We start from the raw sequence: 13,438 nt of genomic DNA on the forward strand, positions 1-13,438 counted from the left end.
ATGACTTTTGTATGAAAAAACAAGACTTCCTCTTTATTTTTGTTCTGGTGATAATATTCCTGCCATTCTTTGTGAGTGAATCCATCTACGATTGGTATAAGTCTTTCAACGCTGCACATGGCATGGTGATGAGTTTCATTAAATTTGGAATTCTTGCTACACTGGGTGAGATGCTGGGACTTCGTATCAGTGCCGGAGTCTATAACCGAAAAGGATTTGGCGTACTGCCGCGTGCCATAGTGTGGGGACTGCTGGGAATGGGTATCAATGCGGCCATGATAATCTTCTCCAAAGGTGTGCCGCAATTCATGGAATATATGGGAATGGCAAATGCCGCCGCCATTATAAACGGAGAATTCTGCCTGGACAAATTATGGATAGCCCTCGCCATTTCAGTTGCTATGAATACCATTTTCGCTCCGGTATTCATGACATTCCATAAGATTACGGATACGCATATCCTGGATTGTGGCGGTTCGCCTCGCAGCCTCCTCACTCCTATCCCGATGACCCGCATCATTACGCATCTGAATTGGGATGCACAATGGAATTTTGTCTTCAAGAAAACAATTTCTTTCTTCTGGTATCCGGCACACACCATCACATTCCTCCTGCCGGGAGAAATGCGGGTGCTGTTTGCAGCGATATTGGGTGTGGTGCTCGGGGTATTGCTGGCTATTGCGGCTCGGATGAAATAATCCGGCCTATATATTCTCGAATGATTTCAAGCAAGTCTTGCGGATAAGGTATAAAGAACTTCTCTATCATTTTCGGATACTGAGGTACAAAGGGTTTGGGTATCATTGTGACAAGGGTATCCAATTCTGCCTTCCGTTGCTCTTCAGTCTCTGAGACGGCGTAGCGGATAGTCCACCAGAACAAGAAAGTCTGGTTAAGATACCCTTTGGGGGTGATGACTTGCAGTTGCTTGTAGCGCTCGGACTGTAACATGATTTTAATTCTTTTCTCCTGTTCTTTCTCACTGATGGAACATAGAATGTCATACCATTCATCAAACTCCTGACGCAAGCAGGCGACAAATGCCCATTCGGCAATTCTATATTTGGCAAATTCTGGAATCTTCTTTAGAAGTACGAAGATATGTCCTATATTCAATTCGCCTTTATATAAACCTTTGACTTTTGTATAGTCTTCAATGGAAGTGATTGTGTGTAAAAGGGAGTAATATATTTCCGGACTCATCGGCACATGGTGTTCATCAATGAATTTCAGAGTATTCTGAAGCACCAGTTTTTTGTTTGTTCTGTTGTTGGCCATGCGGCTGATGACATTGTTCCAGTAGATTTGTGTGCGTGCAATGGAAATATGTAAATCATCTTCCATCTCTTTTATACGGCTTTCGGCTTCTTCGAAGGTCATGCCGCGTTCCCGCATTTGATAGCATATGTCCTTCATAATTGGATAATGTTCGACAAATAGGTAGGGTTTAGGAATGACGGCTCCTACCTTTTTCAACATACAATATGAATCGTAATTGATAAAAACCTTTTTACTGATTGCTTGCTCTTGCAGCCGTTGGGCGTTTTCCTTATCATTCTGACGGAGCAATGCCTTCATGCAACAGAAGATAATTCCTCCATCATATACGCCCACGTCCAGCAGACAATACACATATTCCAGAATAGTGCTTTCTTTAATTTTCCACCCTTCCGATGTATAAATGGGAAAAGGCTGCGGAACGTTGTCTTGTGCTCTTCCGGCATAGTATCGCTGGATAAGCATTTGCTTCAATATATCCTTTGGCGCATCCAGGCTTTTCATTATTTCCTCATTTATAATCAGTTGTATTTCTTCCGGAGGAAGTGAACCTTGGGTGTGGTTGGTCAGGTGATAGAGTAAATGTTTATGTGTATAACTGTTCTGTTGTACGGTGTATTTTTCGGACATCCGCTTTATCATGTCCACTTTTTGTTCATAATAGGGATATATGAATCGGTTATTGATAATGATATTCAAGATATTGGCATCAGGATGATTGAGCAGTGACTTGTCCAGCCGGTTCTCGAAGAAATCCCTTGCGACTCCTCCTTCTTCCGGAGTCTTTACCTTATTGAACATTTCGGAGACAACGTAGGGCGAATGATTCAAAATCTGTTGTTCTTCCGGAGTAATACAATCGGGAGTTTCTCCGAACAGTGCCTGATACGCCTCTTCATAATTTGATATTTTCAGAATGAATTGTACGATTGTTCTTATATTTCGAGATTCATCGCCGTTTTGGGGACGATGTCTCTTCATATGTGCCTTGATTTCCTTTAGGGTCATGCGTTGGTATAGGATACCTTGTGTGTGCTGGCTCGGGTAATCCAGTAAAGACTGGTCTGCTTCCAGTAAATGGTATTTATGGAACAGTTCCTCGCATTCCTTAATCCCTCTATAAGTGGAGGTCGTATCCAATAAGTCGTTCAGGTAGATTTCACCCACTTTCAGTTTGGTCTTGTTTTCTTCTTCTTGCTGCTCCAACCTTTCCATAAAAGTGTTGAAGATTCCTTTGGCTTGCTCAAAATTTTTAGCCTTTTGGAGCATAAAGTTCAATGAGTAGCCATCACAGTTATTCCCCATACGGTTCCATAAATCATAGGCATAAGAGGACGGTATGTTTTCGAGTGCTCCATTCAACACTTCGGTCTTGTTCAGGAACATACTGGTATCCTCTTTTTTGTCGACAGACAGTTCTGTCAGTTCGTTGAAGAATGCAACCAGCTCTTCCGGCTGGCTGAATCTTTTGAAAACTTCCAGCCAGGTGTAGGGAGCAATAAAGTTGAAGAAAAAGACTGCATCGTCGTGGGGAACTACCCCTTTATCATTCTTCTGCAAGAAGTTCTTGATGTCGTGTATGTCAGCCAGAGTCTGTGCTTTATGCATAAGCTGCCTGGCGAAATTACGTATTCTTTTCTCTTTCAGTTCTGTCAGATAAGTCTCATTGTTGCTTTCCTGCCCATGGGCGCTCTCTGCAGAATCGGAGAAGAAATCATCTATGTCGTCATCATCGGCACTTGGGGAAGCTTCGTATATAAAGGAAGCGTTGAGGTATATTTCTTTGGCTTCGTCCATGTCGAGGAACCGTACCAATTCTGTCTGAAATTCAATATACGAGTTTTCTATATACTTGTCTTGCATTTGCCCTTGTTCATTGAGCAAATCCTTGTGTACAATGTCCTTATCTTGTTGTGTCTGCAGTCTGGGCAAAAGCCACCGCAGCACATTCAGCTCTCTCCTATTATATTTTTTTGTTAATTTCCAAATATGGATGGCCTCTGCATTGGTAGGAGCAAAATTGGCTATATTGCCAATATAGGCGTCCACCCAATCAATGGAAACGCCTTCCGGGTTTGTTCCCAGTTCCTTACTTGTATATAGCGTTTGTTCGTTTTTATAAATGCGGCTTACAACATCATTGATGATATACTGTTGGAGTTCGGGGGCATTTACCGAACAGTTTTTCACCCGATGCAGGATCTTGGTTGTATTTTTGAAAAAGTTCGGTCTGTCTTTGTAGTAGATATAGCGGAATATGCCCTTTATGGCTTTCTTTTCAGTTGCCAGTAGGTCATCGGACGGTTCACTGCTATAGTACTGGAAAACCTGGGTTACTATGATGTCTTCAACTTCAAATGTGTCCTTTTCAATGTCCTGATAATAAATCAAATCATCTACTTTGCCTGCCAATTCACAGATGGTGCTTCTGTCGGCCTTTTCGTAACTGTTCTCATAGGTGAATTTGAGGAAATCGAGCAATAGGTCTATTTTATTGCGGCTTCTCTTTTTCCACATCCACAAACATTTTATGGCGTGGCAGAGTTGTCGAAGCATGGATTTCTGCAGGTTGCTTAAATTGCTGTTCTGGAACTGGTTGTTATATCTGGTCTTGATTCTGTCTATGTCGAAAAACAAGGAACCGATAGTCATGCCGGCTTCGGGTCGGAGTTTAAGATAGCCGTATGTCCTAAGCTCGCGGGCATATTCATTTATTTTTTTGAAGGATAAAGGTTTGATGCCCACTTCGACTATGGCCGGAGGAACCATTTCATTGAAAGTAAGCATGGATTTCACTTCCTTGAAGCTATAGCTTGTAGTGGCAATAACCTTGAAGTCCGGATTGCCGATGTGAAGGATTTCCGATAACTTGCGAAGTAATTCTCTGTCAATGGGTATCGGCTTTTCATTCTCTTCTTTCCAAAACAACAGCTGCAAATCGTCCAGTAGAAGAATCTTTTTGCCATGCTGGAATTGGGATACAGAAAGCCGTTCTAACTGTTCTTTGGTCGTATCGGCATTCAAAATGACCACATAATATTCCTGAGGGAGCTTTTTCAGCATTCGGCAAACGGCAATAGTCTTTCCCGAAGTGGATTGACCGGTGACGATGATTGTCTTGTTTGTGCTGTCAAACTCCTCTTTAAGTTTGTTGTCTACTTCCGGACGGATAAAATAGTAGTCCAGGTTGCCTCTGCGACGGTTGGCTTGGCTGTTGGGAATAATTTTATCATACTCCATCTTATGGCAAGAGATTGCGCAAAAGGGATTATTGAGAAAACTTTCACGATCCTTGACCAACGCGTCCCTTAGCTGCTCCAGCGTATTGCACTGCTTCTCATACCGCTCGATAACGGTATCGTCGTCCAGGTGCTTTTGCATGTATTCCGCATAGAAGTCTTTCCATAAAGTAGTGTTTGTCCAGTCTTCCTGGGTGTATTCCAATGTCGGATTCTGATAGAAATAGATATGTTTGTTGGATGCATTTTCGATGGCAACATTAAACTCTCCGATGGTCTTGGAGCGTATCCAGTTTCCGGCGAAGAAGATGATGACGTCACATTGCCTTATCTCTGAATTTATGATTTCCTGCGTATCGCCTTTAGCTAAATCGTTGTCTCCATTTTTTTCGTGCCGGTGCACTACAATATTGAGTTCGCTGTTGTTTCTTTCCGTCAGGACTTTTTCCATTAAATCCCTTTCTTTCTGAAAACTCAGCGAAGAGGCTATAAATACATGGTATGTTTTCATAATATAGTGTTGGTTACTTCCTATGTGTTGTTGTTTACGACTAGCGGAATGCCGGCTGTGATACATCTGTCATACGCTTTTGAGCTTTCCTTCAATTCATCATACGGACGTATATCGGGATGCACAAAGCGTTTCTTTTTGAAGATGTCTCCCATTTCCTTGCTGCCATAGATTATCGGCGGTGGGTTTACGGAAGCCAAGCAGCAGCTTCTCCATGTTCCAACGGTTATGTTCGACTTCGGCAAGCAATGTTATCTGGTCGTTGTCCAGTTTCACGTAACCATCCGTAATGCCTATGGAGCGTAGCTTGGGACTAATGGAATATGCACTGTACAAATTGGACCACTGAAGGGATACGGACAGTTTGTTCCATGAGTCTTTCAGCTCATTGTCAGGTGGGCATGATTGAGGCACATTTCCATATTTATTCTTGAAATCGTATATATAATTGATGATTTGTCCCTCCCTCCGGCTTTTTTTGTCCAAGTCGTAACAGTTGTCCAGCATTCCAAAAGGAAAAACATGGGAATATTTATGAATCGCTTCATCTTTCTTTTTACTGTTAAGCATATTGAGCAGTGCACTGGAGGTTTCCTGACGGACAAAAACTGGGATGTTTTCATCATATACATCGTCCGGCAGATATAATCCCATTGCCATGCTTTGAGGAGGATAATTGAGACAGACGGCAATCGTCAATACCTGGCTTGAGTCATGTACCCATTCTTTAATTAGGTTCTGGATGGCAGGAGTTTCCGCACGGCCTTTGATAAATTCGAATTCCACATCCAGAAAGTCTGCATCTTTTCCTTTAAAACGGGTGGGAAGGACAAATCTCTCGTGGCTTTCGTCCTTGCTCATGTCGTAATAATGGGTAGACGATATCTCGAAATAATGGCGGTATCGTCCACAAAAGAAATTCATTTCCCGGTCGGCATTTTCATCAATGAAGGTAATGACACTTTTTATGTTCTTGTCCCGGCAGAAGTTTGGAAAATGCAACAGATGGGCAGCTTCCACTCCTATTGCCACTCCCATACGGCTCATACCGATGATAACAAGATGAACATGTTTTTCGCTTTCGTAGGTTATTGCCTCACGGTCGAGAGGAGGATATTCAATGCAGTTCTCCCCTTTTCCGTATTGCCGGCTTACCAATATCTTTTTGGCCCAGCCCTCGTAGAAGTTAAAGGGATGGAATTCTATATATTTTCTCCATTCGGCAGACAAATCGGTCAGTTGGAAAGCGGCAAAAGTAGTCTGATATTCGAAAAGAACGGTGAATGGTATGAGGGAACATTTATTGCATCGTTTATGAATGTCAACTATCTTTTTCAGGCAGTCTATGTTCAGTGAGTCATGGTCATGTTCGTTCCTCTCTCCGATAAGGAATACTTCGCGCGCTTTGGTAGTATAGAGTTTTTCCAACTCCTCGATAGAGTCGCGCCGGGCACGCAGCACCACAATTCTTTTTTCATTTTTGGCATCCAGTTCCGTATGGATTTTGCTACGGATTTCTTGTGCCGGTTGGGTACTCTGAATCAGAATATGGCAATTCCCATAATGTGTGTCATCGCAAATTTGCTGGATAAGAGTGGGGACCATGTTGTCAAAACCGATAATGACGATGTGGTTTTGCAAAGGGTAAACGATATCGCCTTCACGATATCGCTCAACTCTGCGTTCCAGCATATTGGAGATTACGGATATCAATAATCCGCAGAACAAAATTAATCCCAGCACTACGACCAATAGAGAGAACCAACGCAGATAAGGTGGTACTTCCACAATATTCCCCGGATCAATGAACAGACAAATCAACTGAAGCAAACGCCCCATAGGTACGTCTTTATCAATACCGGTCCATTCTTCAAGAGACGGCTCAGGAAAGATAAATGCAAAACTTACCAGATATATCAATAAGAAAACAGTTACTATGACTCCGAAAAGCCAAGCAAGCTGCCTCCATCCTTTTCCGGAAAAAGAGCGGTCAAAATGAAGGGCAAAAAGTCTTGTTAGCAGATTCATATTTGTTTTGTCATTAGGCAGTTTCCTTTTTTTCAGTTTCTTGTTTCAATTCTTTTCTGATATTCTCTTTCAGTTTATTGATTTCTTTCTCATCGTTATTGATAATCTCCCGTTTTTCTTTTTCCTGATACAAGGATGCAAGAATGTTTCTTTCTTGTTCCAGATTCAATGAGAATACATCTATTAATCTCTTGATACATAGAAAAAAACAGATGCATACGCTAAGGGAAATGATGGCATGGAGTGTCATCAGGTAGGTCATTCCACGCGATGGAAAGAATTGAATAAGGTTTTGGAATGTAGTGCATGTCACAATCAATGCTGCAACCAGAAAGAGAATGATAAAGGCAGGAATCACGAATTTCCACCAGTGCCGGATAGGATAATACTTGTTCTCACTCGTCCTCATAGTACTATAATAGATATTGGATTATTATTTCTTCTGTATGTCGAATCCCAGTTTCATAATCAGTTTCAGTGTCTGTATGGCTGTTTGCCGGTCGTATTCTCGTTCTGAGTCCGGTAACTCTTCGTATGGTACAAGTCCGGGATGTGTCTTTAATTCATCATTGCGTGTCTCTCCGTATTTCCATCCTTCTTTCACTCTTCCCAAAGCCCATACTTCATGCACATTGCGTGCCATGGCTTCTGTGAGTTCCGTCAAATTATCCGGTAAAGTGATATTTTCTGCGTTCAAAGGGGACGGTGTGTATGTTTTCATTTTCTGTTATTTAAAATGTGGAAGTAAAAAGTTTATTGGTAGCAATATTAGGCATTTCGGACGACAGAAACAAAAAAAAGGAAAGCTATTTCCAAAAAAACATGCAGATTACAATGGAAAAAACATTGCAACCTGCATATAAATCGGGAGAAGCGTGAATTATAAGTTAGCTTCCGTCACTACCTGCCCGTCAAACAGATTGATGATACGTCCGGCAAATCCGGCATCATGTTGTGAGTGTGTCACCATGACAATCGTAGTGCCTTCCTTATTCAGTTCATTCAGTAGTTCCATTACCTCTTTTCCGTTCTTTGAATCGAGGTTACCGGTAGGCTCATCGGCAAGTATCAGTTTAGGGTTTGATACGACTGCACGGGCGATTGCCACGCGTTGCTGTTGTCCGCCGGACAATTGTTGCGGGAAGTGCTTGCTGCGGTGCATGATTGCCATACGCTCCATAGCGGTTTCCACCCGGCGCTTGCGTTCGGTGGCAGGAATGCCCATGTAGAGTAGCGGCAGTTCGATGTTTTCGTATACATTCAGCTCATCAATCAGGTTGAAACTTTGGAATACAAAGCCGATGACTCCTTTACGCAAGTTGGTACGTTGGGCTTCTGTATATTTGGATACTTCCGTCCCATTCAAGTAATATTCTCCGGATGTAGGATTGTCCAACAGACCGAGGATATTCAGTAAAGTGGATTTTCCGCAGCCTGAAGGTCCCATGATAGCAACAAACTCCCCTTCTTTCACTTCAATGTTTACGTCGTTCAAAGCCAGAGTCTGTACTTCCTCGGTCTTGAAAATCTTCTGTAAGTTTACTGTCTTAATCATAATGCTTTGTTTTTATGGGTTATAAATATATTATTTCTTACTCGGATTTGATGCAGTCAATCGGATTTGTTTTGTTCAGCAAATAACTTTGCAGACACACTGTGACGGCAGATATTATCCAGACAATACATAGTGGCAATAGAAAGTCCATAACGGTGAAGGGGGCTTTATAGGCAAACTGTTCATGCCAATGGTGCATGAGCCAATAGACAATGGGGACAGCTAGAATATATGCAAGCAGAATTTGCAGGCAGAATGGTTTATTCAGCAACAGCACGATTTGTCGGGATGTTGCTCCATGAATCTTGCGAATGCTGATTTCGCGGATACGCTGGCGAGTGGCATACCATGAAATGCCGAATAAGCCGAAGCAGGTCAATATCAAGCCAATCAGAGAATAGGCGATAAGGAGTTTGGAGAGAGACAAGACTTTACCATTGCGTTTCATAAAGTCTTGGTGCATGTCTGTGTATTGAAATATCTCCCCTTCATTCATCTTTTCCCATATTTGGGCTATTTGATGTAGTGTTTCTTGTTTATTGCTTTCAATCAGCTTAATCTGCAGATAGTTGGCACCCGACATTCTCTCTGTAGGTGGAAGGTAAAGTATGACCGGGGTAATTTCATTTTCCAATGAACTGAACGGGAAGTCCTCTAATACACCGCCGATGATGTATAAAGAATCGGCAGACTGGTCAAATTCTTTCAAAGGTTTTCCAATGGCATTTATTCCTGCTGGAATCAGCATTCTGACATAGCTTTCGTTGACCAGTGCAGGATAGGCATATTGTTTTTGCAGTTGTTCGGGAGCGTTGCCGGACAAGAGTTTGAACCCCATCGTTTTTACCAGATTGGCATCACTATACAGCATTAATAGGTAGGAACTTTTTTCCGTACCGTCGGCTTGTTTGATGGATAGCTCACGTATCCATGAATTCAATATGGAGCCTTGTGACAGGGCGATGGACTCTATTCCTTGTACATGTTTCTCCAGCTCTTCTTTAAGTATTGTAGCCGGTGCGGCATTGAAATCTCCTATTTCAATCCGATTTTCGTAACAGTAGGCCCGTTCCTTGATGAGATTGATTTGTTCATTGGCAACGAGAGTAGCGAATATCAGCCCTATAGAAATGGAAAACTGAAGAATGACCAGCAAAGCTATGAAACGTTGTTTCTTTTTACCTCCGTAAAGTGTCTTGTATTCGCTGAATGAGAGTTGTGAAAGTCTATGGCTGATATACCAGGCAGGGACAATGGACATAACTAGTACAAAGAGCACTAACAAGGGTAGCATCTGTAGGCTGAAAAAGAAATGTACGTTTAAATGGGATGCAAATAATCCATTGAAAAAAGACAGACAGTCGTTGATGATGAGTAAAGATAATCCGAATGCCAGCAGCACAGTGAGGAATGCATCACCAAACAGTTGGATGCGGATATCCTTCAAGCTGCTTCCCATCAGTTTCTCCACATGTATCATTTTGAGCTGTTGCAATACACGGCTCAGGCTCATGTTGGTATAGTTGCAGCAGGCTATGATAAGTACCAACAAGGCGGCAGCAAGGCTGATATACAATAATTGCACATTACTTTGATTGATATACGGCAGAGGTTGTTGTGTATCGTAGTCCGGTGTAGTAAAGTAGATGTCGGACAGAGGGTCGACGTAATATTGTGTCTTTTCCGGAATCAAAGTGGGAATCTTGTCGTGGTTGATTTTTTCGGTAAACTGTTGGGCATCGGTATTTGGAATTAGTTTCAGAAACGTCATTCCACCCCAAAAGTCTTTGTTATTCCCGGTAATCATGTCGAATTGGAGCAATGATTGTGACCGTGACTTTAATATGGCTGCCACTTCATAACTTTGGGTATCAGTCATGGTTTTTATTTCCAGCAATTCTCCTAATGGATTTTTATCTCCAAACAGTTTATGTGCAAAAGCTTCACTGAGTGCTACTTTGCCCGGTTGTTCCAATACTTGCTTTAAACTACCGGCAATGGGATGATAGTGGAAGAAATGTTGCAAAGTAGTATCGGCAGATATAAAGGTTATATCGTGGTAAATCTCCCCTCCATATTTACAATATTGTGGAACCAGAGAATTGATACGCAGGTAGTCTTCCACTTCTGCATATTTTTCTTTCAGCATAGGGGGAATATTGGCATCAGCATAGGCCACCTTGCTTCCGTCCTGCATCGGATTATCCTGACGCAGACAGAAAATACGGTTCTTGTCCCGATTGCCACTCTCTATATTGTAATCATGTACATAATAGGTGAACAGCAAGTTTGTACATGCTAGCCCTATAGCCAGACTGACTATAGAAATGAAGAAGAAAACTTTGTTTCTCCACCAACTGCGGGTAATTATTTTTAGGATTGTAAGTATGGTCATAATCTTTAGGTAAATATATTTTCTTATTCGTTTTTAATGACTTCTGCCGGATTTGTCCTTGCTATTTTCAGAATACGGAAAATAATAGTCAGAGTAGTAATGACAGCTACGATTATGAAGATTGAAATCCAAAATAGCGGGCCGTCATTAAAGAATACGATATACATGTTTTTCCATAACTGCAGTATGGCATAACATAAAGGAAATGCCATTGTTGCCGAGAGTACAAGCTGATAAATATACGTACGGGCAAACAATATGATAATCTGTTTCAATCCTGCACCATTTACTTTACGGATTGCCACTTCCTTTTGTCTGCGTTCCGTATCCAGTGTGATTGCCGAATAGACGCCTAATAAAGTGATTATAAGGCTGACAAATGAGAAGAATAAGATTATCCCTTTCATGTTGTTCTCGATGGCTTGCGCTTGGTGAATGTCTTCCTGCAAGGTCGAAATGTGTAATTGTATACTCGGTGGAAGATTCTCTTCCAGCATTTTCTTAACGAAAGCCTCTACTTCTTCTGCTTTTCCGGGTACACACTTCAAATAGCAATGACCTACATAATATTTGAAATCACAAGGCAGAAAGACGAAGCCCTGGCTCTGATTGTAAGTGTCGGCTACAAAATCGGAACAAATGCCGCATACCGTGTAGCTATCTTGATAATTGTACAAGGTGGTTCCCAGTAAATCCTTCTTTATACGTTCTACCAATTTACGGTCTGCTACCATGTCACTATTTGTCTTCAGGACATGCCCGGAGAGAATGGGGATATTCATAAACTCGAAAAAGTTATTAGGAACATTCATTATATTGACTTCAAGGCTACTTTCCCGGTTATCTTTTTCTGTCTGCATGCTTGTTCCCGAAATACCTTTCAGATAATTAATATCTGTCAGCATTTTATCTTTTATATCCGGATGTTGACTGATGCGCTCTATGAGAGCAAGCTTTTCGTCATTTTTCATAAAACGGTAATCCATAGGAATACTGATGATTTCGGACTTTTCTTTTTCTGTCAGTGTGTTGAACAGTGTGGAACCGGTCTTGTTAGCCTGCAAATATAAAGCGACTGTAAAGACTATGAATAACCAACAGATGAAAAATTGGATACCCAAAAGACAATTTCGTATCTTCTGTTTGTGGCGTTTGGATTTGTTCTTGTAAATACTTGACTGGATGGAGGCATGCTTCATCCTCCATACGGTAAACAAGCAGAGTAATAAGCATAGTAAAATAACGCCTGCCATATATTCTATTGTCTGTATCAATAATAGGTCCCGTTCAATGACTAATGTGAAATCAAATAAAGAGAATGAAAGGTAAGGGGTAAATATTTCTATCAGACAGAAAGTCAATAAGAAGGCTATGAACGAAATGATAATGGCTTGGGTAAAAAGTAACCAAAATAGTTTGTTGCCATTACTTCCATTCACTTTACGAATGCCGAACTCGTGCGAACGGTTCAGATAACTCCCCGTCAAAAAATGAAAAAAGTTGAGTAGACCAGTCAGTAGAATCAAAAGGCCGACAATGAATGTGATTCCGGCAAAGTAAGGGGCAACGGATTTCTCCCGAAAAAGTTTTCCGAAATTCGAGGCTGATACGGTATTTTTCTCATTGAATATTGTGTGCTTCAAGTCCATTGCACGGAAACTGGCTTCAAGTTGCGCGGATGTTTTGCCCGGACGAAGAAGAGCAAAAGTAAGTCCACCGGTCATACTGTCTCGTCCATCGAATTGTATAAGTCCTTCGCTGTCGTTCAAGATTAACATATCAATCTTTTGGAGAAAGCTAAGGCTGGTATTCAATGGAATATCTTCTATTATCGCTTGTATGGTATAGATGGTACCTCCTGTTCGTGGTGTGGTATCAGGTGAAGAGAAAAGCCGTTGTGCTAAGGTCATTCGCTTTCCTATCGGATTCTCTCCGAGACCAAATATTTTGTGTGCCAGAGAGCGTGTCAGTATCACGGCATTGGGAGTTTGCGATGCTACAGCCCATGAACCTTGTAATACTTCCGGGGTGAACACGCTATGGTAGGCTGTATCTACTTCCATAGCATATAAATCTTCGTAAGGCAGTTCTTCCTTGTCGATAGTTTCCACATTGTAGCTACGTGGGCGGGGATAGGCAACAAAAGTAAATGCTTCTACTTCTTGGAATTGCAATTGGCGCAGACTCTCAAACAACGTAGCGGGAGTTCCGGAATAAGGTTCTTCTGCTGGAGTGTATAGGTTTATGTCTGCAATGCGTTCCCAGTGGGTAAAGCACTTGTCGGTAGAATTTATATAGCGGCTGCAATATAGGCAGATACTAAAACAAAGTATACCTACCGACAGTCCGATGATAGAGATGATATTCTGTGCCTTGTACTTTAATAGGTTTCTGAATGCTGTTTTAATATAATGTCTTATCATAATAGTATC

The 13,438-nt window shown here is 41.7% G+C and carries 8 protein-coding genes; 1 reads left to right on the top strand and 7 read right to left on the bottom strand.

What is annotated here, in order from left to right; all coding sequences use genetic code 11:
* Nucleotides 1-11 precede the first annotated feature (11 nt).
* Entirely contained in the window at nucleotides 12-698 is a 687-nt protein-coding gene (locus DW896_RS04760; RefSeq protein ID WP_119992923.1) for a hypothetical protein, read from the top strand.
* On the opposite strand, the gene DW896_RS04765 is transcribed toward DW896_RS04760, so the two are convergent.
* The 7 genes from DW896_RS04765 to DW896_RS04795 all read right to left on the bottom strand — a co-directional run bounded on the left by DW896_RS04765 (nucleotide 676) and on the right by DW896_RS04795 (nucleotide 13,429).
* Nucleotides 676-5,028: a hypothetical protein gene (locus DW896_RS04765; protein ID WP_119992925.1), complete on the bottom strand. Its 4,353-nt coding sequence runs from the start codon at nucleotides 5,026-5,028 to the stop codon at nucleotides 676-678. The genes DW896_RS04760 and DW896_RS04765 overlap by 23 nt on opposite strands.
* A gap of 99 nt (nucleotides 5,029-5,127) precedes the next feature.
* Nucleotides 5,128-7,056 (bottom strand): hypothetical protein, encoded by a 1,929-nt coding sequence (locus DW896_RS04770; RefSeq protein ID WP_243634821.1) that lies wholly within the window; start codon nucleotides 7,054-7,056, stop codon nucleotides 5,128-5,130.
* Nucleotides 7,057-7,069: 13 nt separating this feature from the next.
* Nucleotides 7,070-7,465: a hypothetical protein gene (locus tag DW896_RS04775; RefSeq protein WP_022402415.1), complete on the bottom strand. Its 396-nt coding sequence runs from the start codon at nucleotides 7,463-7,465 to the stop codon at nucleotides 7,070-7,072.
* A gap of 24 nt (nucleotides 7,466-7,489) precedes the next feature.
* The gene (locus tag DW896_RS04780) at nucleotides 7,490-7,777 is read right to left on the bottom strand and encodes a RyR domain-containing protein (protein WP_005837162.1); all 288 of its coding nucleotides are present in this window, start codon (nucleotides 7,775-7,777) and stop codon (nucleotides 7,490-7,492) included.
* 159 nt (nucleotides 7,778-7,936) lie between these two features.
* Nucleotides 7,937-8,611: an ABC transporter ATP-binding protein gene (locus DW896_RS04785; protein ID WP_005837161.1), complete on the bottom strand. Its 675-nt coding sequence runs from the start codon at nucleotides 8,609-8,611 to the stop codon at nucleotides 7,937-7,939.
* Between the two features lie 37 nt (nucleotides 8,612-8,648).
* Nucleotides 8,649-11,006 carry an ABC transporter permease gene (locus tag DW896_RS04790; protein ID WP_005837160.1) on the bottom strand — a complete coding sequence of 786 codons (2,358 nt, stop codon included), beginning with the start codon at nucleotides 11,004-11,006 and terminating at the stop codon, nucleotides 8,649-8,651.
* 23 nt (nucleotides 11,007-11,029) lie between these two features.
* A complete protein-coding gene (locus tag DW896_RS04795; protein WP_008664546.1) occupies nucleotides 11,030-13,429 on the bottom strand; it encodes an ABC transporter permease in 2,400 nt (799 codons plus the stop codon).
* Nucleotides 13,430-13,438: the final 9 nt, after the last annotated feature.

Source organism: Bacteroides sp. AM41-16 (genome assembly GCF_003603495.1).
Classification (GTDB): domain Bacteria; phylum Bacteroidota; class Bacteroidia; order Bacteroidales; family Bacteroidaceae; genus Bacteroides; species Bacteroides uniformis.